The sequence below is a fragment of the Pedobacter sp. Bi27 genome (assembly GCF_918698255.1).
Taxonomy (GTDB): domain Bacteria; phylum Bacteroidota; class Bacteroidia; order Sphingobacteriales; family Sphingobacteriaceae; genus Pedobacter.
In genome coordinates this window covers 62,591-86,640 of record NZ_CAKKMW010000009.1, presented here as the reverse complement: position 1 = coordinate 86,640, position 24,050 = coordinate 62,591, and the positions used below count along the sequence as shown (strand labels likewise).

General features: G+C 42.8%; 13 protein-coding genes. All 13 read right to left on the bottom strand.

The window, feature by feature from the left end; translation table 11 throughout:
- Positions 1 to 39: 39 nt before the first annotated feature.
- Positions 40 to 1,494: a glycosyl hydrolase family 28 protein gene (locus tag LQ227_RS23250; protein WP_230145276.1), complete on the bottom strand. Its 1,455-nt coding sequence runs from the start codon at positions 1,492 to 1,494 to the stop codon at positions 40 to 42.
- 166 nt (positions 1,495 to 1,660) lie between these two features.
- On the bottom strand, positions 1,661 to 2,683 hold the full coding sequence (locus LQ227_RS23245) for a LacI family DNA-binding transcriptional regulator (RefSeq protein ID WP_230151328.1): 1,023 nt from the start codon (positions 2,681 to 2,683) through the stop codon (positions 1,661 to 1,663).
- A gap of 25 nt (positions 2,684 to 2,708) precedes the next feature.
- Entirely contained in the window at positions 2,709 to 4,313 is a 1,605-nt protein-coding gene (locus tag LQ227_RS23240; RefSeq protein WP_230145274.1) for a hypothetical protein, read from the bottom strand.
- 18 nt (positions 4,314 to 4,331) lie between these two features.
- Positions 4,332 to 5,534: an alginate lyase family protein gene (locus LQ227_RS23235; protein ID WP_230145273.1), complete on the bottom strand. Its 1,203-nt coding sequence runs from the start codon at positions 5,532 to 5,534 to the stop codon at positions 4,332 to 4,334.
- Positions 5,535 to 5,544: 10 nt separating this feature from the next.
- Positions 5,545 to 7,317 (bottom strand): right-handed parallel beta-helix repeat-containing protein, encoded by a 1,773-nt coding sequence (locus LQ227_RS23230; RefSeq protein ID WP_230145272.1) that lies wholly within the window; start codon positions 7,315 to 7,317, stop codon positions 5,545 to 5,547.
- Between the two features lie 626 nt (positions 7,318 to 7,943).
- Positions 7,944 to 9,074, bottom strand: a complete 1,131-nt coding sequence (locus LQ227_RS23225) for an alginate lyase family protein (protein WP_230145271.1) — start codon at positions 9,072 to 9,074, stop codon at positions 7,944 to 7,946.
- A 14-nt stretch (positions 9,075 to 9,088) separates the two neighbouring features.
- Positions 9,089 to 10,132 carry a family 43 glycosylhydrolase gene (locus tag LQ227_RS23220; protein WP_230145270.1) on the bottom strand — a complete coding sequence of 348 codons (1,044 nt, stop codon included), beginning with the start codon at positions 10,130 to 10,132 and terminating at the stop codon, positions 9,089 to 9,091.
- A 7-nt stretch (positions 10,133 to 10,139) separates the two neighbouring features.
- Complete coding sequence (locus LQ227_RS23215) at positions 10,140 to 10,703, bottom strand: RNA polymerase sigma factor (protein WP_230151316.1); 564 nt, start codon at positions 10,701 to 10,703, stop codon at positions 10,140 to 10,142.
- A 154-nt stretch (positions 10,704 to 10,857) separates the two neighbouring features.
- Positions 10,858 to 15,003, bottom strand: a complete 4,146-nt coding sequence (locus tag LQ227_RS23210; protein WP_230151313.1) for a two-component regulator propeller domain-containing protein — start codon at positions 15,001 to 15,003, stop codon at positions 10,858 to 10,860.
- 225 nt (positions 15,004 to 15,228) lie between these two features.
- Positions 15,229 to 17,037 (bottom strand): RagB/SusD family nutrient uptake outer membrane protein, encoded by a 1,809-nt coding sequence (locus LQ227_RS23205; protein WP_230145267.1) that lies wholly within the window; start codon positions 17,035 to 17,037, stop codon positions 15,229 to 15,231.
- A gap of 10 nt (positions 17,038 to 17,047) precedes the next feature.
- On the bottom strand, positions 17,048 to 20,371 hold the full coding sequence (locus tag LQ227_RS23200) for a TonB-dependent receptor (protein ID WP_230151310.1): 3,324 nt from the start codon (positions 20,369 to 20,371) through the stop codon (positions 17,048 to 17,050).
- Positions 20,372 to 20,876: 505 nt separating this feature from the next.
- On the bottom strand, positions 20,877 to 22,109 hold the full coding sequence (fucP, locus tag LQ227_RS23195; RefSeq protein ID WP_230145265.1) for an L-fucose:H+ symporter permease: 1,233 nt from the start codon (positions 22,107 to 22,109) through the stop codon (positions 20,877 to 20,879).
- 27 nt (positions 22,110 to 22,136) lie between these two features.
- On the bottom strand, positions 22,137 to 24,035 hold the full coding sequence (locus LQ227_RS23190; RefSeq protein WP_230145264.1) for a glycoside hydrolase family 97 protein: 1,899 nt from the start codon (positions 24,033 to 24,035) through the stop codon (positions 22,137 to 22,139).
- Positions 24,036 to 24,050: the final 15 nt, after the last annotated feature.

Below are 24,050 nucleotides of genomic sequence, written 5' to 3'. Positions count from 1 at the left end.
GTTTTCAAGGATATTGCCAAACGATAAGGAGCGTATCAGCTACTTTCCTGTCCTGCGGAAAACCACACCATCGACATGGTCGCCTACAAACATATTAGCCATATCTGAGGTCTTAAACCAGGCCGGCTTACTTGGCATATTGTCAGAAAATAATATCCCGTTTATTCTCAGGTCTTCAAATACAATGTTGCTAACCTTTCTCTGTTCGTCATAACCTAAAATGATTGACGGTTTTGCCTTTGTACCATCGTAGCTTACATTTTTAAATAAAACATGCTCAATACCGCGGCCAGGAGAAGTGCAATATTTGGCATTAAAAAACACTCTGATATTCACCAACTGGCCTTCCCTAAAATCCTCAACCCTGATATTCTCGAAACGGACATTGCGAATAAGATTACTGTCACCGGCGTTGAGGCTCAGACAGCCCTGATAATCGACCTGTTGCTCCTTATGGTCAAGGATGTCGATATTGATATAGCTCAGGTCTTCCAGCACTTCAGGCTTGGGTGTATTTCCATGGGTTCCAACCAGAATGGGATGGGCAACATCGGCCCAAAGGGTAGAATTACGCATGGTAACATTTTTACAGCCTCCGGTAAATCCCAAACGGGTACCGTATACAGTGGTGCAATCGTCAGAATTACGGTTGAAAACGCCATCAATGAGCACGTTGTTGCTTGAAATAACATTCATGCCGTCGCCCCATTTGTAGTAACTCATGCACTTAAAGTTGCGTATGGTCACATTGTCCGACCCTCCTGTAAAACACTGTGTACCGAACAGTCCCTCTATTTCGACATTTTTGGAATTCGCAATCCTTACAGCGCCTTTAATGGAGTGATCGATCATTCCCCTCCCGAGAACCTTAACATTTTCGACTTTATCGATCAGGATCTGGCCTTTAAGTACAGCGCCACCTGCAACATATACCGTTTTTCCTGATTGCACGTTTAATTTTCCTCCGGGGATCTCATGTAAGCCCGGCCCAAAAAAAACAACATTTTTATCGGTACTGTCTGGAATGAAAGCCTCTACCGGATTTGCAAAGAGGTGAAGGTTATGAAAGAGATCACCGTTCACCTCAACAGAAAGATTAGCAGGCTTTGCCAGTTTAAAGGTTATTGTGCTCCCCGATACTGTATGCGGAATATTATAGGAAAGCGGACGTATCCGCGAGGTGCTGATTGTTCCCTTATTGAATCTTACAGAAACCTCTACTTCTCCTGAAAAGTCAAAATAGGCCATAGACGCTTTTTCTACTGAATGGTCCAATCCCTTTACGCGGTCTACCATAACGGCATATTCAGGGAGATCCTGCCAGGACTGACCGGGCTGGCGTACCTTAACCGTAAAATCGGTATTCTGCTGAACCGATGGTGGTGCAGGATATGCTTTTAAAATCGGCTTGGTCTGTGCAGTTAAAGATTGTGTACCCGATAGGATTAAACCTATGGCAATAAAACATCCTGTGATGCGAAATAAATTCTTCATAAATTGGCTGTACGATGTAATTAGGCCAGATATTACTGGTCTTGATGATGGCAAAACGTGTTTCAGGCCTTGATGGACCAGACCGCAAAACTCTGCCCTTTTCCATCATAAGACACTCCACTCAGCCTTCCATACTCATTATTTGCCAGATGATTTTCATCACATTTTATAACAGTCTAACAGTTGAATTCCTGACAATGAAATGTGCCGGAACGATCACTTTTTGGACGGCCCTCTCTTCCAATGGTTTGTTGAGCATGCTGAGCAGCACCCTGATCGACTGCCGTGCGAGTTCAGATATAGGCTGAGCAACTGCAGTTATGGTAGGTTCATAAAAATCAAAAACCTGATGGTCATCAAATGCGATAATAGCCATTGTACCTGGGATCTTATATCCAAGCTGGTTAATCGCCTTCACACCACTAAAAGCCAGGTAATTGGTAGCGAAATAAACAGCGTCGACTCTTTTGTTCTGCCTGAGAAACCGAACAAGTTGCTTAACCGTTTGGGCAGGATCATTTCCATAAGGTATTTTTTCTATAATAACTTCCAGCCCGTGCTCAGCCATTGCTTTAGCGTAACCCTGTTTCCTATCTTCCATCTGGCTCTGGTCACTCTCCAGTGTAATGAATGCAATATGGGCAAAAGCATTGTCTGCCAGATATTTCGAAGCATTATAACTGGCTTTGAAATTATCAAGAATCACATAGCTTGATTCAATATCCGGATAATACCTATCGAACAATACAACCGGAGATCCCTCATCAATAAGGGACTGTATTTCTTTTTCCATCCCGGCCGGAGGAGTTATGATGTAACCATCTACATTGCGGTCTCTGAAAAGCTGGATAAGTTCCCTGGTTTTATCCGGATCATTATCGGTACTACAGTAAAATATTTTATATCCGTTTTGATAGGCAATTTCCTCAATATGATAGGCCATCTGGGCAAAAAAATAATCGGAGATCTTTTCTACCATCAGGCCAATAATCATTGTTTTACCAGTACTCAGGCTCTGGGCCAGGCGGCTTGGTTTATATCCGTTTTCATCAACATATTGCAGCACTTTTTCGGTTAAGGCCGAACTTATGCGTTTCTCTTTGGCTTTGCCATTGATAATGAAGGAAATCGTTGACTTTGAAATATTCAGGGCAGTAGCTATATCGCCAATGGAGATCTTTTTTATCATTACCGGAATTGGATTGATTGACCGATCAGTTGGTTATCGAAAATGTCCTTTGCATGGGAACAGCCGATTGGATCTGGCGCGCCAGAGTATTATACCCATATTGCCATGCCACCAGGGTAACCTTTATAGGCAACCTGCTCTTGGGTGGGATCGTTGTAAAATAAAGTTTGCCATCTACGATTTCTGCAGGCCCTTCCTTTACGAAATACTGTAAGGGTAGTCCGGCATCAGAATGGCCAATGAGTTTCAGGAATTTTACAGATTTTTTCTGGTCTCGGATTTCCGGAAAAATAATTTTCTGTGGAGTTCCTTTCAGATTAGAAAGGGGAATCTTCATATTTGCCTGTTGTACCGACGAGCGATATTTAGCATCTCCTTTCTGACTGGCCATTAACCAGATATCGTTGCTCCGCTTGGTATTATTAAATCCCATTCGGTAAAAAGATACCCGAAATGTAGAGTCATTGATTTTCCTGACCGGGCCGCAGATCCTGGAGATCACGATTTTCTCTTCAGGACGGTAAAGCACATCAATTGCGTGGGTTGTGGTATCTGTATTTATTGCTGAAACATGAAAGGTGATCCCATCCGCTAAGGGTTCAAAAACAGGTCTGAAGCCAGCAAAGCCTGCGGGAGGCAAAAGTTTGCCATGCTGGGTGAATCCAATTGACCGTTTTATTTTAGCCCGCGCAGCTTTATACTGATGCTCGGTTAACTTTGCCATCCGCCCATCAAATGCCCATCCGGCCTCCGCTTTGTTTCCCATATAATCATTGTAGGATGCAGAAAGGGCATTTGGCAAGCTATCCCTTCTCCATCTATCAACCAGCCATCCTTTTTTGGGGTCTATGGCAGAAAGTATCGGGAACGTGTTTAAAGGTGTGCTCTTGGGGAGCCGATTTTTTACAGCTTTAGAGATAAACAGATTAAGGTAGGCTATCAGTTCATCTGAATAGTCAAAGTGACCATGACCAGCATCACATAGAAACGCAATGGGAGCATCAGGATTATCTTTTCTATATTTCATAGCCGGGGTAATCCGCCCCTCAAGCCATTCATCTTCACCCATTACCAAAAGTCCGGGGATCCCGTTTTGGTTCCTTCCCTCCCAGTCTGGATTGGGCTTACCGCTACCAGTCATATTGGTTAATGGTGCATCTCCATGTATGGATAACACGGCAATTGTCCGATCGGGATTATAAGCTGCAAAATTCCAGGGATAGCTTGCTGCAGCAGAGTGTCCTATAGGTATAACAGGCGCAAATGCTAGTTCACTGTAACCCGATATTTCTGCCAGGTTTTTCATTGTTGCGAAAATAACTGCCGAGGAGCTAAAATTAAAGACCATATCCACTGAAGGCGTAATCCAGATTTCAGCAAGACCGAGCGCAGAAAGGTTTTTTCTAAAAGCACTGTGTTCCAATATCCCTTCTTCGAGCATATTGTGCTGCCCTATAACTACTCCCCTCACCTGCTTACAATCAGGCGGGATCCATAAAAATGCTGTTGGCAGTTCTCCTGTCTCGGAAGAAATACTGCTCTTTACTGGAACAGACCATTGCCATTCGGCAGCAAAAATGTTTTGGCACAGCAATAAAAAAGTAAAGCAGATAAAAATTATTCTGTTCATACAAATTAATTTAGATTATTACGGCTGTGGCAGGGAAAAGAAAAGTGTTCCGAAACCTGCATTATCGGCATTAAATCCTGCACCTTCTGGTCTAAGTTTATCTGCGGCCTGTTTAGTGTAACGGTACTGATCTGCCGGTATACCCTTTATACGAAAGGCATAATGGTTGTATACCTGTTCAAAGATCGAACGGAGGTTACCCCTTCCACTGGTTGATACCTTATCGGCAGGAAATCTACCACTGATGTCGGTATAAGGCTGAAAAGGTACATCCTCTCCGAGATTATAACGGGCCGTATACTCAAAGCCTTTGAGCAACCTATTCTGCGAAAAACTGTACATGTCCATTCCCTGGTTCCATCCGATTTCGCACATTTCTGCCAGGTGGCCGATCCCGAGCATACTGTGTGGCTGATCTCGTCCGCTCTCCTGGCCCTGGCCCTCTTCATTTACGATATAATGCAGCAGGCTACCGTTTCCAGGACCCTTATAGTAAAAATCAACTGCACGATCGAACATTTCATGATCATCATTAAAAACGGCAATAGCCATCATACCTTTCATGCAGGCAAGATCCCAGTTACCATGGGCCCAAAGTGCAAAATATTGGATCGGAGGATAAAATACTTCCCTGAACATCACTTTGCATTTTTCGATGTCTTCCTGTTTCCATTTTGGATAGGTAGCGCGCATGATCTCTGCGGCACTCGCCATCTTAAAAACATTTAGTCCAGCCCCTAACTCCACATCTGTCCCATCAAACACCTTGAAGGTTCCAGACCAGGCATTGATAATTTTTATGGCAGTTTTAGCATGGGCTTCATCGCCTGTAATACTCCACATCACTGCATTTTGATAAGCGGCACAAACATCTTTCTCCAGGTTTCCGATATTTTTGCCGGCACCAATTAGCAAGCTACGCTCTACATGCTGGACGGCATGAGGTTCCCAGGAAGCGCTTGACCATGGGTGCGATCTGAATTTCTCAAATGCACTCATCCATGGTTCTCTGCCCAAGGCAACCATATCTTTCATCCGCTGGAGATCAGTGCCCGAATGCAGCAGGCCGGGATGGGTAAAAGGCTTGGGATGGTAGGCGACCGGCTTTTCCAGTTTTAGCACCTGCCCGTAAGCATTTACCAAATAGAAAAAGAATATGATTAAGGTTAACGTCCATTTATTGTAGCGGATTAACCTGGTATAAACATTTAAACTATGCATGCTTAATATTTTAAAATAATTTTATTCTTGGTTTAAGGCCCTGCCCTTGATAAAAAGGTCCGGGAGTTCTTTCTAAAGTCCCGCGCACCGCATTGAGGAAATCCCTGTCAATGGTTATCTTTTTTCCATCGGGATACTCTATGTATTGCTTGCTCAGCGCAAAAAAACCTAAAAATTCAGCGGTTAGCGTCGGGATTTTTATTGGCTTGAGGGCTTCGTTTTTCCAAAATAATTCTACCCCTTTCTGGCTATGTTCCAGGCGAAAGGAAAAACTATTTTTGGCTTTTGAGCTATTCAGATCGGCCCAGCTTAGCGGAAGAGCCCCATCTGCATAAAGGTTAAAATCTGCCTCACTTCCTGCTGGCTTTGCTATGCCTGCTCCTTTGCCTATAAAAAGATTACCATACCAACGGTGGTCGATATCCAGTGCGGGGATTGTCTGTTTGATCACCAGGCTATGCGGCAAGAAATTTGAGGTTGATACCGATTTACCGGGTTGCCGACCATTGTAGAAGCTACAGTTATAGAACAGGTTCTGAACAAAAACATTTGCCTCTGATGCCTCCATTTTTACGCCTGCCATGTCTTTATCTGCAGTATCTGCCATTGCAAGTATATTGTTGTCAAATAAAACAGGCCCATGGTTTTTAAACAGGTAAAACAGGCCAGCACCACTGTCTGCAATAATATTTCTTGACAAGCGGGCTCCCTGAAAAATTGGCCCTAAAAATATACCATAGCCATTTTTCCCATAAACCCTACGGATCAGGTTATGCGTAATGGTGGCATCAACCGCCATGGCCAGCCGGATACCTGCAGATTCATTGCCCGTATAACCGCCATCTTGGTTAATGTTCTCTATCAGGTTATCTTCGATGGTGCTTGAAGTGCCACCAATTAACCCAAAAATACCAGCCTGCCCACAGTTGAAAATATGGTTTCCTTTGATCTTGTGATGCCCAACCGAAGCCAGATCTGTATAATCGTTAAACTCTGGCCTTCCTGGATTAGCATCTGTATAAACATGCCCGGTTATGCCTATCGAAATGCCTACAGCGTGGCATTCGCTGATTGAACAGCCTATTATATTCCAGTACTTTCCATTTTTGGTAGCTATTGCGCCGGGCTGTTCTGCATAAATAGAAGCATAATCATTGGAAATCTGACTGACAGCAATCCCTTCAATGGTAAGATAATCTACACCAGACCTGGCACTGATTCCGACATTTCTGACCGAAATTTCCGTTAGCCCGGCATTGGGATCAGATGTACCGAAATTCGCCCAGATTACCGTTTTTCCATTCTCCAGGGTTTTAGTCCACCGCAGCGCGTTACTGCACTCCTGAAGGGTAGATACATTGACCATTTTTTTATCATTAAAGAAGAGCATCATCCCGGTTTGGGAAGAATCCAGCATACATTTCCAGAGTTTGTTCTTGCCCTTTACCCAACCTGTTTTCCGCTCAGAACCTTTGATTGTAACTTTTGCCTGATTTAAGGCCTGCAACGTAATCCTTTTGCGATCCGAACTTCCACCACGTTCAAACACCACCGATTCACGGTAAACTCCTGCCGAAACAAGTATTCTATCTCCAGGCATTGCCTTGGAAACAGCATAACTGATCGTTCTTAAAGGTTTTGCTGCCGAGCCCTCAGCCCTATCGCTCCCAGATACGGAAACATAAATGCTTTTTGGAGGAACTGGAGCAGGAAAATGTTCAAAAGCTTTCCCCGCAAATTGCATCAGCAAGGGAAAAATCAGAAATATGATAATTTTATTCATCAATGGTTATAGGGTTTCTTTTATGTTAATGAAAGATCCGACAGGATAAAAGTTCCGGATTTTATGAAATAATGACACCAGGTTGCCGCTGGGATACTCTAAATATCCAAAAATTGTTTGTCGGAGAATATCCTGGGTATGTGAATTGCTTATATCTGGCTACCCAAACTTAATTAAACAAAACCAGTTTAGCAAAATGAACGTCTTTTTCACGTTTATTATCGCAAACTAACCCAGATGCACAGCATTATTATATAAAAATCAATACGAATGACGGGTGAATTTAAGAGAAATAATATTGCGTGGAATCGTCATTCCCAACTTGATTGGGAACCACGGAGTGTTCATGAATACCTCTGAAAAAAGGAAAACTTATGAATAATCTTAAGCTCATTGCATTACGATTCCCGCCTGAGCGGGAATGACGATCCTTGTATTGGAATCTGCCGATCTTAGCGTAGTTGAAGCGCATTTATTTGCGTTTGATCAATGCCAAGAAGTCTTCGACTACGCTCTCCACAGGAGTCCTTTGGACAGACTGACGTCAACTGTGCTTAACTTAATGACATTGACTACCCCTGGCAATCGGAAAAAAGAATCAGATAAAAAGACGATTGGTAGCGAAGCTATTTGCTACCAAGGTAAAGTAAGCCCCCAAAACCCGGTTGGTCCCGATCATAGCCTTCTGCTCCCATTTTTGCTATTACCTGCTGGGTAAACGGCATTGAAAGCCCTTTTCTGCGCACATAATGGTTATAAACCATTTGGTAGATAGGAATAAATCTTCCCCTTCCCATAACGGATATCTGTTCCCAATCACTATATTTTCCGGTAATATCCTTCCATTTTTTAAACGGTACCTGGTTGCCGAGGTTATAGCTGGCGGTGTATTCAAATCCTTTTAACAGCCGGTTATCAAGCGCACCATAAAGGTCATCGCCTTGTTTCCATGCAATCTCGCAGACAGTGGCCATCGCCCCGATCCCTAACTGGGAATGCCCCTGGTCTCTACCACTTTCCTGGATCTGTCCGGTTTCCCCGTCTACATAGTTGGCTATGGTTCCGTTATCGTTAGCATGGAGATAAAAACGTACAGCTTTATCATACATTTTCTGATCATCAAGATAGATTGCGGCCGAGAGGTAGAATTTTGTCACTATGGGTCCCCAATTGCCATTTGTATAAGCAGGACTTGCATAAAACTGCTCACAGACTGGCAAAAAAATCCCTGTTACCATGCGGGCTATCCGCTCAAGCTTTCTGGCATCAGCCCTTTTGAAATCATGTTTCAGAATTTCAAGGGCATTGATAATCTTGGTCCCCTCCAATCCGACCAATAATGGCGCATCGTTGGTAGCTGGAATGCGCTGCAGGGAATCTGCATAACTCAGCAATATTGTAATGGCCTTTTCAGCATGTTTTTGATCGCGCGTAGCTATCCACATCAGGCTGTTAAGATAGGCCGAGCTGAAGTCTGCTTCCATCAGGCTCTTGGTATTCCCGAACTCCCCATCTCTGGATATTACCCTGAACGGGCCTTTCATCTTATAGTCTGAGCTGGCCAGTGGATTATTCCTTAATAGCTCAAACGATGTATAACCGACCGAACTTTTATCCTGAGCAGCTTGGTATATCCTTTGTAGATCTGAACCTGAAAAGAGGATACCAGGGTGTATGAATTTCTGCTGTGCGGATGAAATGGAACTTAAAAAAAACAGAAAATAAGCTATTAAATAAAGACACTGTATTTTTTTCATTGTTTGGGATTAAATTATTTTATGACCTCAGTTTCTCCTGTTTTCACGTTGATGCGCCATGGTTTAGGTTCCGGAAGCCTGAGTTTGCCATCACCGATCTCAAGGGGCATCCAAAGGTATCGGGAATCCCATTGGGTACGGGGTTTCCATTTGTCTGCCACAAAGATTACAGCAGTTGATTTTGTACCGATAACCTTAAGCATAAAGGTAGACTGTGATCCATAAGTATTGGTTTCAGGTGGAGCAATATTTTCGAATTCGGACCATGGTCCTGCCAGGGATTTAGCTGTTGCGTACTTGTTGGGATTTGGGTTCCAACTGGTCAGTGCCGAACCAATCGCATAATAAAGTCCATTGTATTTTACCACCGCTCCGCCTTCTAAGGGTGCTTTAATGATACAGATATCTTTTTCAACATTCAGGTAATCCTCAGAAAGTTTTGCAATATGGAAGCCTTTAACCGGTCTGTCTTCAAAAATAAGATAAGCAGATCCGTCGTCATCTATAAACTGGCCTATATCACGACTTTCCTGACCTAAGGGGCGGAAAGTACGAATAAACTTGTAAGGTCCTGTTGGAGAATCACCAATTGCCACACCTACCCGCGCATAGCTATAATTACCTTTCTGGCCCTTTACCTGCCCATCGATATGCATATACATGATGTATTTTCCGGTTTTGATGTTATGGTAAACTTTTGGGCGTTCCAATACCCATTTTTTTCCAAGGCTGTCAGGATCGGTCATTTTAAATACATCTCCTCTGAATTTCCAGTTCATCAGATCTTTTGATGAATAGCAGCTCACATACCTGTAGTTGGAATCCAGTCCCTGGCGGCGCTCTTCTCCATACCAATAATAGGTATCCTTCACCTTAGTAATCCCTCCCCCATGTGCCTGGATATGGTTTCCTTTATCATCTGGCCAAAGTTCGCCGGGAAGGATTGATTTTCGCTGTTGTGCCATACCTGTTGCCGTGTATAACAATGCAAACAGGAAAATGGTAAATTTGAACAGACATTTGCCTCTATGGTTCATTCTCATTTTATATCGTTTCATTTTTTTACTAAGCTGCATAAACGGCTGAAAGGTCTGAGACCTGCCGAAGCGTTTGTACTGCACGGTAAACATGGTTTATTACCGACTGATAGCGGATTTTAAGGATGTCGGCAATCTGTGGATAGCTAAGCTCATCGTAAAAACGCATGGTGAGTATTTCCCGCTGTTTGGCAGGAAGCGAATTGAGCGCCGTTACCATCTGTTGCTTCATCAGGGAATCTGATTCATTAGATACCATAATCTCCTCTGCAGAAAAGACTAAACTTGGAGCGGGCATTAAGGTCAGTTTACTTTCGCGGTGTTTGGTGAGACGGATGTGGTTAAGTACGATCGACCTGGCAGATCTATAAAAGTAGGCTTCCACATTCCTGATCGTTCCGATTTTTTCTCTGTTCTCCCAGAACTTAATAAAAAGGTCTTGTAAAAGATCATTTACCAGATCATCATCATCTAACATTCTGGTGGTAAAAACGAAAAGCTTTGGATAAAGTTTTGCATGTAGTTGTGCATAATCGCGCTCATTTCCCCGCAGTGTTCCTTCCCATAGTGCAATCAATTTCTCAGTCATCATAACATATCAATATTTGGTTGATACGAAGATGGCACGAGCTAAAAAAAATGATGGGTATAAATTCGTAAAATAGGAGTGTATTTTCGCCAAACCGCTTTAGCAATGGCAAAAAAGCCATTTTTACGCCTAAAATTGGTAATGTGATGAAATAAATCTACTTCATTTTATACCTTTTATTGAAAGTCTTCCGGTGTTTTCTGATAAACTCAGAGGGGGTTGCGCCAAAAAGTTTTGAGAACTGTTTACCAAAATATTTGGCATCATTAAATCCCGAACGGAAAGCTACTTCGGTTACATTATGATCTGAGTTGATCATCAGTTCTGCAGCCTTCCTCAAACGGATGAAACGGATGAAGGAATTCACCGATTGTCCTGAAATGCTTTTCACACGCTTATACAAATTAGAGTGGCTCATTCCGATTTCATCGGCAAGCGCTTTTATGCCAAAGTCAGAATCGGTAAGGTGATTTTCAACAACTAAGATGCAGGTATCCAAAAATTTCTTGTACTCTTCTGATACCACAACAGCATTACTTTGAAGGGTAATTTCGTTATAGAAATAGTTTTGGAGATTATTCCTGTTGCGCAGCAGATTGGCTACCCTGGCAATCAGGTATTCGCGTTCAAAGGGTTTGTTAATGTAGTCATCAGCACCACCATGTACACTTTTCAGCTTCACTTCCTGGGATGAACTTGCTGTTAATAGAATAACGGGGATATAAGAAAGCGTCGGATTTGATTTGATCATCTGACAGAATTCTATCCCATCTATCCCTTGCATTTTGAAGTCTGTAATGATGAGGTCTGGAAGTTTTTCCGCCGCGAGCTGAAGTCCCTGTTCGCCATTTTCTGCCTGGTAAACGGTATAAATGCCAGAGAAAAGACTGGAAATATACTGGCGGATATCTCTTTCATCATCAACTACCAGAATAGACTGCCTATCACTAACCAGGTTTACATCCAGACTGATATTATTCTGCGCTGCAGACTCAGGAAGTGCGGTAGCATACATTTCATTAAAAAGCGCTTCTGCCCCTTCCTGTTCTTCTTCAATGACCTGGTTAACAAGATGTTCTTTTCCCTTTAGGAGACAAATATTGAATATACATCCGCCTTCGGCCTTGTTTTGATAAGAAATGTTGCCGGAATGCGCTTCCATAAACTGTCTTGCCAGATAGAGCCCAATCCCAAATCCGGCTTTATGGCTCCCGTCTTTTCTCTCTGCCTGATAAAAACGGTCAAAAATCTTTTCCCCTGCGGTATCAGGAATACCGGGGCCAGAATCCTGGACGGCGATTAAAAGACTTTGATCGTCTTCGGTTAGGCTTACAACTATTTCTCCTCCGTCTGGGGTATATTTCAGCGCATTGGAAATCAAGTTAAACAGCACGATTTCGATCTTTATCCTATCGGCATAAACTTCTTTATCAACAGCAGCACTTTCAAACCTATAATCGATCTCCTTGGCCGAGGCCTGTTGAACAAAGCAATAAAAAACCTCTCTGGATAGTTTTTCAAGATCAAGTTTAGCAGCTTTAATGTGCTCAAAACCTTCTTCTGCTTTTCTGAAGAGCAGCAGCTGATCTACCAGCGACAGCATCCTTTTGGCATTTCGCTGGATCATGCTGAGCTCTGCATTTTCCTTACCTTCCACACTACTGTTTTTGATCAGGTCATTAATTGGATTAATAATCAGGGAAAGCGGAGAACGGAACTCATGCGAAATATTGGTAAAGAACGACATACGCTTTTCGGAAAGTGCTTTTTCCTGCTCATTGATCAATCTCTCTTTGTCATGCGCCAAACGTTCCATATTATGCAGGGCTACCTGCGTATCATATTCAGCTTTTTTCCTTTGGGATTCGAGGCTTACGATCTGAACTTCATATTTTAAACGGGTCTGTGCCGACCGATATCGAAGATATATATAGACAACCGAGGCAATAATGGCCATATATCCGAGGTAGGCCCACCACGTTCTGTACCATGGTGGAAGGATTCTGACCTTCAGGGTAATTTCGTTGCGCCCCCACATCCCTTCCGTATTGGTACTCTTGACCCGAAATATATAACTTCCTTCAGAAATATGCGTATAAGTTGCTTTTCTGTCCTTTCCCGAATTTGTCCAGCCCCTATCCCAACCATCCATAAAATATTTATAGGAAATCTTCTCTGGGGATGAAAATTCAAGTGCCGTAAACGAAAAGGTAAATACTGCCTGATCATAAGGCACTTCTATTTCTCTGATGGCAATATTGTCTTCATCTACAATCAGCTTCAGGTTCTCTTCCAGCGGCGTATTGTTAATGGTTATTCCGGTAAGAAACAGGCTCGGCATCTGGCTGTGCGGAATGATTTCCCGTGGATCGAAAAGACTAAAGCCTTTTATGCCTCCGAAAACGATTTCCCCGGTACCAAGTTTGATTCCCGCATTGATCTGGAACTGGTTGCTCTGCAGGCCGTCACTCTGATAAAAACTTCTGAAAGTACCTCTATCAAGGTTATAGCAAGATACTCCAAAATAGGTGCTCATCCAGATATTTCCCTGGTTATCAGGAATCAAGCTCAGTACCGAATTATTGCAAAGACCATTGGCAGTAGTTAGCCTCGACACCACCTTGCTTTTAAAAGGATCAAAAATGATGAGTCCCCCGCCTTCTGTCCCAATCCAGAGCAGTCCCTTTTTGTCTTCAAATATCACCCGAACGGTGTAGCCAAGGTTATAAAACCTATGTTTCTTTCGGTTTTTATCAACCTGGATCAACTGATCAAGATTGCCCGCCCAAATCCGGCCATCCCTGGCCTGCATCATTGCAAACAGATCACCCAGCTTCTGATCGAAAAGTTCAAACTTATCCAAACTGCGGTTAAAGCGGTAAAGCCCTCCTAGAAGACTTCCCCGCCTGAGGGTTCCTGCCCAGATGTCATGGTCCTGATCCTCAAATACCGTGAAAGCGACCTTGCTTTCTACCCCTGTCTGCGGATCTATGATCTTATACCTGGTAAATTTCCTTGTCTTTGGATCGAAACGGTTGGCACCTTCAGTAAAGGTTCCCATCCAGATATCTCCATGGCTGTCGGAAACCATCGATGAAATAAAATTACTGGATATGGTGTTAGGGTCTGCAGCGTGCTTAAAATTGGTGAATTGGTTTAACTTCCTATCCCAGATACTAAGCCCGGTACCATCGGTGCCGATATAAAGTTTCCCATCTCTTGGAGCTAAAAACGATGATATTGAGTTTCCGGGAATAGAATTGCCCTGCGGATTGTGTACCCATGTCTGGAATATTTTTTTTACCGGATCAAGAATGGTTACCCCTCCTGAATAAGTTCCGATCCATTTTCTATCCTTTTTATCGATAAATATGGAGTAGATCTGTTCACCGCTCAGACCTTTATCAATTTCATTACCCAACAACTGCACACCCCCACTTACCGGATCATAGCGGAACACGCCATCTCCATTTGTTCCCAGATAAAGAATGTTATGACTGTCAGGGGTGATAGCAAGAATTGACTTTCCTCCGAGTCCGCTGGCATTAATAGCCGTATTTTTGCCTAATACAGGGTCATAGCGATACAAACCGTTATAGGTGCCGATATACACCTGCCCAGCACTTATTCCCAAAGAGAGCGCAAGAACAACATCAGCGCTAGCCAGTACCAGTGCCCGGACTTTGGGATCAAAATAATAAAGTCCGAGATTTTGCACAAACACCCACTCTCTTCCCCTATCATCCAACCTTACTGATTGCACACCATAAGAAAAAGTGCGCCTACCATTTATCAAAAGGGGAATCTGATCACCTACGGTCTTCCCTTTGCTGAACCTCAGAAGCCCAATTCCTTCGGTCGCGACGAGCATGGTATTGTTTATACCAGGTACAAGGTCTCTGATTACTTTTGTAATCGGTAAATCTGTCCCTTTTATAGCGTCATGCCATGAGCCTGCTGTAAAAATGCCTTTTTTATCATTATAGATACTTAAGCCCTGCCTGGTACCTATCCATATGTTATTATCTGTATCACTGTTAATTGCATGTATAATATTATGGATAAGGGAAGTTTTATTACCGATCTCATTCCTGAACACCTTGAATCCATATCCATCATAACGGTTAAGGCCATCTCTGCTACCGAACCAGAAAAACCCTTTTCTGTCCTGATAAACACAGCGGATATAATTATTGGACAGCCCATCTTCTATTTCCAGATGGCGTACACTGAGCGAATCCCGCTGTGAAGCGACACTTAGACCGGCATATAGGAAAAGAAAGATCAGCAGTATTCTTCGCACAGTTTTGCAATTGTTGATTACTAAAATAATGAAACATTATTATAATAGGGACATATTTAAGCTTAATTCATACTCTGTCGCCCAAAACTAAATGGCTAACTCTAGCCAGGTTGAATCAGCTATTGATACATTGATAAAATCCAGCATTTTTCTAAAAAATTTTAAAGCATGAAAAACCCGGCCACCATTCGGCAACCGGGGAGATAAAGAACTAAAATCTAAAAATTACCACCCAGGATTCTGGATCAGGGCTGGGTTTAAGGTTATCTGCTGTGTAGGAATTGGATATAAATAATTCCGTTCGGAAAAGGTACGGGCTGTATTGTCTAAAATCAAATTTCCATTGGCGTCTTTAGCGTTTGTTGGCACAGGTGCTAACTGGTTAGGCCCTAATTGAGCCTGCGTTCCTGTAAATCTAATGGAAACAGGCCATGGACTAACAAATCCAACGGCATTTCCATAAGCCGAGCCACCAACATTGGTTACCAAATCGGTACCTGCGCTATGCCATCTCTTGATATCATCAAATCTGAAGTTTTCGTAGTAAAGTTCTGTAAAACGTTCTCTTCTGATTTCAGTACGCAAATCAAGTCCATTTGTAGCCGCAAATGCGTTCGAAAGTTTAGGCATTGTCTTGTTGGCACGCAGGCGTACAAGATTTAGCGATTTATCCAAATCGGCATCGCTAATAACCCCGTTTCTTTCGTATACTGCCTCGGCATAGTTCAATAAAACCTCAGCATACCTGAGTACAGGATAATCTTCAGATTCTTTTGTATCTGGCACGTTGCGTTCAGAAACCCATTTCTGGTTAGTATAACCTCCTATCTGGACCACCTTACCTGTAGAATTGGCATTATCAGCAGCATCGTTCAACCAGGTCACCCTAAAGTTGGCGTTACCATACCAATAATAACCGTTTAATACCCTAATGGTATACCTTAACCTATTATCTCTGTTGGCAAACTGCGAACCATAAGTTTGAAAACCCTGGAAAAGAGGAGATTTTTCGATAGGTAATCCATCCTGGCAAAGAAAAGCATTTACAAATTTCTGTTGTGGGCCAATTTGGGTTCCCTGCCTGCTGATGTTGGTACTAATCGTTTTTATTACATCATCGTATCGGTAAGAAAGGATATATTCATGATTGGCCGACTTGTTTACTCCAGCCGGATTGGATTTTGGATTTTCGAGGATAAACAGGTATTTCTGCGCTGAATCTCCCAGAACGGTACTATTACCGCCTAAGGCATTAGATGCTGCTGTGCCGAACAATGCAAACTGGTTACTTAAGATTACCGCATTGGAGGCAGCTGCAGATTTATCAAGGAGGTTGTTAAACCTGGTAGCATCACCATTCCTAAATTTAAGCCAGGTTCCTTCATAAAGCGCAACCCGGCCTAAAAAAGCCTGTGCAGCAGTCTTGCTTACCCGTCCGAAATCGGTCGATGTTGACGTAATTGATGCCGGAAGATCAGGAATGGCCGCCTCCAGATCAGCAATAATTTGATCTGCTATTGCTTCTCTAGCTGCTCTTGCACCATAAAGCTCTGGCGATTCCAGATCCAAAGTTTTTGTAATAAGAGGTACGCCGCCATACAGTTGTAATAAGTCGAAATAGGCATATGCCCTGAAAAATTTTGCCTCTGCAATATATTGTGCTATACTCGCCTTATCTGCAAAAGCTGCTGCTTTTTCAAGCAAAAAATTGCAGGCCCTAATCCGGGTATAATTGCTATTCCAATTTGCGTCCGTAACAGGAACGGTGTTTGTACCTGAGCCAAAGGCACCTCCGCCACCAAATACATCGGCCCTGCCATCATAATGTGGGTTATCGGCAAAGGAATTATTAAAATTCCTCAGATAACCATAATATTGGTTGGCAAAAGTTTTAAAATCATTTGCATTTTTAAAATATGCAACCTCTGAAAGCTGATCCTGAGGAAGGAGATCCAATGATTTTTTACATCCCGATGCAGCCATCAGGAAAATCATCGCCAGGGAGAATACTGTTTTATATGTTATATTTTTCATGACCTTTTTATTAAAAAGTAAGGTTGGCACCAAAAGTTAGATAACGGTAAAAAGGGTAACGCTCATTACCTGAGGTAGTCCTGGTAACTTCCGGATCCCAACCGTCCTTGATTCCGCTAACTTCCCATAAATCACTTCCAGAAGCATAAAGTCTGAGACCGCTAAAAAGATGTGATTTGGCCATTAGCGCTTTTGGAAGGGTATAACCCACTACAACATTTTTCAGGCGTAGATAAGCGCCATTCTCAACCGACCAAGTAGATGCCTGATAATTATAGCTATTAATGGCCGTATTGGCATGAAGATTCGGGTAATAAGCACCGGTATTTTCAGGCGACCAGGTATTTCCTATCCAGGCAGTAACCTGTGATTGGCCAAGTGACTGATAGGGTATCCGCCAGTTATTTGCGCTTCCATTTGACCTGAAAATAGTCCGTTTTCCAACGCCCTGAAAGATGGTTGTCAGATCAAAACCTTTCCACTGCATACTCAGGTTTAAACCGAATGTGTACCGTGGAATATCACTTCCCAGGTAAACAAAGTCACCCATATCAGATGTAGATGTGCCATTTGTCAGTCTTCCATCACCGTTTACATCTGCAAACGAATTGTCTCCAGGCCGAAGGCCTGATAACTGCCCTGGAAGGTTGGTCAATGGACTTGCAATCGGAATACCTATCCCGTTTACAACCCCTCCTGGAGCATAAAATTTATTATAGGCATCAACCTCGGCCTGTGTTTGAAGGCGGCCGGCATATTGGAGGCCAAAATAAGATCCAAGTGAATAACCTTCTACTGCCCCGTTGTATCCAGCATTTATTAGGGGGGTCCCGTTTAGGTAAATAATCTTGTTCTGGCTATCGGTAATGTTGGCCGAAACAGAATAATTTACGCTTCCGATCTTATCCCTCCAGGTCACGATCCCTTCCCATCCCCATGTTTTTAGCTCCCCGTTGTTTGACTGCGGTGCACCGATTCCAAGCGTTCCGGGGTAGGTTATGCTGATAAGCATATTCTTGTTGCGTTTTTCGAAAAGTTCGAAAGTCCCTGTCAATTTTCCTTTTAAAAGTCCAAAATCAAGACCAAGGTTTTTGTTGACAACCGTCTCCCATGTCCTGTTCAGGGAAACCAGGTTTCCCGTAGTGGTTGTTGCTGTTGCGATGTTCGGGCCCAATAGTACACCACTGCTTCCTACATTCAATGATTGGAGGTAGTCATATAACCCGATACCTCCCTGGTTACCTGCTGTACCATACGATGCCCTGATTTTAAGATCAGAAAACACATCCAATTTCTTAATAAAATCTTCCTCTGAGAGCCTATAACCCACTTGGGCACTGTAAAAAGTTTTCCAGCGTTTATCATCTATAAATTTGGACGACCCATCGTACCTTATACTACCTTCAAAAAGATATTTACCATCATAATCATAAGTACCCTTTGCAAAATACGAACCAATGGCATAATGGTTCCTGGCTTCATCGTTGGTAACAAAACCCGCAGTTCCGTTACTCAGACCAAGGTTCAACGAGGGGATATCATCGCTACCCAGGTTATAGGTGCGGGTATTGAACATGTTATATTCATCCCTTTCATATGATCCGCCCGCAAGCACAGTTACATTATGGTGTTTCGCAAATGTATTTTCATAGGTTACCCTACCAATGAGGTTATAATATTTATCGTTAACCGTCTGCCTAAAATAATTGGCATTTGCGGTAGCATTACCAGCTGTCCCCCTGCTCGGCGTAGTTGAGATCAGGTAACGGTCATCATAAGAATAGAACTGTACCGCTTTTGCCTGCACCTTATTATCCTGATACCACATGTTATACCCTGCCGTACCCGAAAAGGTAAGGTGTTTTACAGGTTTATAATTTATTGTAGAATTCAATAAGATCCTGGTGTTATTTTCCAAGTTATCACCGCCATCCCTTAATGACCCTGGTGGACTGATTACACCACCCCATTGGTAAGGCCTGCCAGATTGCGTAAATGCCGGGATTCCGGGTTGAAAGCCATTCCCCAGGGCACTGTATGAACCTGTAGTGTACAAAGTTGGCTGTTGAATATTATTTTGTTCAAGTGAGACATTGGTTTCCAACTGGACTTTTTCACTGAATCTAAAACCATTGTTCAACCTAAGGTTATAACGTTGGTTTCCGTTATTCCCAAACTGAAGCTGACTGCCGTCGTTAAGATAGCCCAGCGATGCACGAAAGGTGTTTTTTTCGTTTCCTCCTGCCAGGCTCAGGTTATGCTGTGTAGAAGTGGCTGCGCCCCAAAGGATTTCCGACATCCTGGTATCGGTAAAATTAAGCTCTTTTACATCGCCGAAAACGGGTACCGGCACTCCGTTATAAAAAAGTCCGGGAGTGATAGCCGATCCGTTATAACCGGGAATCTGTGAAGCTAAAATCACATTGCCGTTGTTCGCAATTGCAAAATTGGCCATTTGGTACCACAAATCTGTTGCAGGTATAACACCATAATTATCGTTTATTTTGGCCTCAATTAAACCTTTTGCCCACTGCTCCATATTTGCCATTTCAGGCTGAAGACCAATCAGTTTGCGCGAAATTGTTGGGCTATACTGTACAACGAACTGTCCGCTCTTGCCTTTTTTCGTCGTAATCAGCACAACACCGTAAGCTGCCCTTGCACCATATATTGATGCTGCCGCATCCTTTAAAATTGATACATTATCAATATCATCTGGATTAATTGAATTTAATGCATTGTTGTTGTTCAATGCTACCCCATCGAGGATGATCAATGGATCCTGGTTATTAATAGATGTTGCTCCCCTGATCTGAAAATTCCAGTTTTCCCTTCCTGGCTGTGCAGAGGTTCTGGTTACCACAACCCCCGGAACCTGTCCTTGGATGTTGGCAATCGGATTATTGGTAGGCCCACGATCCTGAAATGTTTTTGAATTGATGGTAGAAATCGCACCGGTAACCGTTGCTTTTTTCTGAGTACCGTATGCTACTACCACAACATCATCCAACTCTGTACTGGAAAGTAATTTAACTAACATCGGCCTGCCTGTTTCCGCCTTCAATACTACATTTTTATAACCAATGCTAGTAAACTGTATTGAAGCTCCTGCAGGTACATTAAAAGTGAAGCTGCCATCACCATCGGCCGAAACGCCTATATTAGAGTTGACCACTTTAACCGTAGCGCCTGGAATAGGGTCGCCTGTTGCCGCATCCACGACTTTCCCAGTCACTACCTGCGTTTGTGCAAAAGCAGTGGTGCAACAAAAAAACAGCAGTAGAAATAAGTGCACTGCACTTACCTGCCGTAATTTTTTGTAAAAAATATCCATAATTTCTGTATTTAATATTTGGTTTTTGCCCTCCAACAACCAGAGCGAGTTTATTATAGCGTTGGAAGACTGGATTATCTTAAAGACACAGGGAAATGATCTGTATACTCAGTTTTTTAGATTTTTTTCCTAATTGGCAAATTAATAAAGATCTCATCTCGCTAAGAACTTTTTTTTCTTAAAGCTGTATGATTAAAAAGCCATAAAAATCAAAAATTGCATTAATTCAAATAGACTGGGTAAATATGCTGATGAGGTTATATCATAAATATTGATTTGTCATCCTAAGCCTGTTGAAGGACTCATTTAAATATGTTTTAAAGTGTTTCGACATGCCCTACGTAGGAGTCCTTTGGACAACATGGCAGCATGTTAGGTGAAATTGCCTTTATAATAGAGCCTCATCACACCAAAATCCACTCCGGCAACCCTTATCCGCAATATCAGCATATGTCGAATTTCATACCCGATTAGAGGTAGAAAGCAAAAACATGCTGAAAATTACCTATCTGATTACCTTAAAAAATCTGGCTGCAAAAAGAAAGATCACTACATAACAGATGATGGGCAGATAATATGCATGGGCGACATCCACATTGGCTATCTTACCCATAAAATAAGGCATTACAGCTCCGCCAACTACACCCATTGAAATAAATGAGGAAGCCTGCTGTGTATGTGGACCGAGATTTTTCAGTCCGAGGCTGAAGATCGTAGGAAACATAATACTAAAGAAAAAATTAATGCTCAACAGGGCGCAGTAGGATGTCCAGCCCCAGCTTTGGGCTACAATAATACAGGCAATGATGCTGCAAATGGCGAATGCTGCTAGGATCTTATTTGGCGCTATAAATTTCATCAGGTAAGTTCCAGCGAATCTTCCAAGCGCCATCATTACCATAAACAAAACCATAAAATTCCCTGCCTTCTCATCAGAAAAGCCCATTTTTTCATGCCCGTAGTTTATAAAATAACTCCAGGTGCCCGCCTGTGCCGCTACATTAAAAAATTGAGCAGCTACTGCCCAAACAAAATGCCTGTGCTGAAAGAGCCTTTTTCCCGGCGCAATGTCGATGTTCTGCGCAGCTATCGGTGCATCGGAAATACTGTGTGGATCAATCAGGTCCGGAATGCGGATGAAGAAAAAAGCCACCGCCACGATCAGGATAAATCCTCCTAGCCCTGCGTAAAGCAATTTTACCGAATCTAGCGAGTTTTCATGACCACCGGAAGTTGCCCGGAGCAAAAAGAATGTTCCTATTGCCGGACCGATTATCGCCCCTATTGCATTGAAAGACTGCGAAAAGTTTACTCTTCTATCACTGGTACGCTGATCGCCCAGTGAGGCCGCAAAAGGGTGTGCAACAGTTTCGAGCGTCGCCATTCCGCAGCCGAGAATAAAAAGTGCTATCCTGAAAAAACCAAAACTTTCAGCATTTGCTGCAGGGACAAAAAGAAAAGTCCCGGTAGCAAAAAGTCCAAGCCCTAATATTACGCCTGCCTTGTAGCCAAAACGTTTCAGAAATATCCCAGCAGGAATACTCATGATAAAATAAGCCCCAAAAACGGAAAACTGGATCAGACCAGACTGTGCTTTTGATACATTGAGTACATTTTGAAAATGTTTATTGAGTACATCACTCATCGAGTGCGCTACTCCCCACAGCATAAAGAGGGAAGTAACCAGGATAAAGGTGAAGAGGAATCTTTTTTCGGTAAAAGCAGGTTTATTGTTCATTTTATGTTGTTGTAACTCATTATATAATTACTTTTTGTGGAGCCAGATTGCAGCACCTCCTGAAGCCTGTAGATCCAGTTTCAAGATGGTTTTTGAATCAACCGCAATATCTTTTATCCCTACCTTGGTGGCGGTGGTAACCGTGTTGTCGTCATTATAAATTCTGGCGACGAATTTTTGCCCTTTGGGAAGAAAATCAAGCTTCAATTCTACTTTACGGGCCTCATTATTGGTTATGCTACCTAAAAACCATTCCTCGCCACTTCGTCTCGCCGTTGTGACATACTCACCAGGTTTTCCCGACAAAACCTTTGTTTCATCCCAGGAAACAGGAATCTTGTCCCAAAATTCGAGTTCGGGTTCCCCTTTATAAAAGGCCGGTTTATCGTACCAATATAGGGTTTGGATGGGGCTAAAATAAATTGCAGCAAGCGCGAGCTGGTGGGCATGGGTAGTTTTTATCCTTGGATCGAAATAACAGATGGTATAATCCGCAGCTCCTGCAATATACCTGGTAAAGGGCATTACGGTGTTACTGGTGGCATCGGGCATTTCTTCATTCCCCCTTATTCCCTCCGAGGTCATCAGATTAGGCCAGGTGCGCTGTTCGCCCGTTGGGCGCCAGTCATCGTGGATGTTTACCATTATCTGGTTTTGTGCAGCCTGTTGTATGGCTTTTTCAACCCAGCTTGTCCATCTGTGTGATCCTGATTGTACAAAGCCAAACTTAACGCCGGCAATACCCCACTTTTTATAGACTGAAAAAAGGCTATCGCTCTGCATCAACAGCGCCTGTTGGTTCACATATAACCATACCCCTATTCCCTTTTCTTTTCCATACCTGATGATCTGAGGCAGATCGAAATCTGCGATGGCAACTTTTGAGGCATCAGAACTGAAACTAAAAGCAGGGCCGTACCATTTCCAATCGAAGAGAATATACTGCAGGTTTCTTTTTGCGGCAAAATCGATATTCTCCAGTGCATCTTTTGTAGTTTGCGACATCACCCGCATAATCTTTCCAGGTTTTACCCAGCTTTGATCTTTTATCTTTGATGGTTCATTCAGGTTTAGAATCAGGTCTGTTCCCTCGGCAATCCCAATGGCAGTTTCAGCTACCATTACCGCTCTCCAGGGCGTAGCTACGGGAGAAATCAGATCTACAGGGGTGAACATGGATGTACTTATTGTATTTTTACCACTAAGCTTGAACTTGGTCCTTGAATAATCCACCATCTGTGCCTCTAACAGCGATACAAACAGACCGTTTTTTAATTCAAGAGTCAGTGGCCGCTCAGCCTCACCATCCCAGTTCTCCAACGTAACCTTATGATATGGTGCCTGTGCCCAGTTTGCTTTCCAGGCCAAAGCGCCTTCTTCAAACTTGAATTCTGTATTTTCCGACATGATCCGGTAATATGTTCCCTTAACATTTTCCGGAAAGAAAAATCGGAATGCAATGCCCTGGTTATAGGCCCGGAATTCGATATTCATCTCGTATATCGGATTATCATCCTTCACCGTTTTAATTACCAAACTGTTGTAATGGTCACGGATTAATTTCCTTTCTCCATAAACAGGAGTCCAGGTTGTATCTTTTTCCGTGCGTACTGAATTCTTTATCTCGAGGTTCTCAAACCAATTTTGATGCGTATCTACTTTTAGTGCCATTGCACTTTCTGAAAGGTGATTATCAAGCTCCAGATCTAGTTTTGATTCTTGAATAACACTTTTTCCTTTATAGGATAATTGATAAAAAAAAGCCTTTTTATGATCTGCGGCTTCCTTTTGAAAAAAACGGATCATAAGCGCCTTATCCGGAGAATAAAGTATTTGTTCAGAAATCACAGAGGCTGTTTGCGCCGATGCCCAAAAAAATGCAAAAAGGGAAAGTAGTGTCAGAAAAGTGTGCTGGTAAAATTTCATAAAAATGTTAGGCGT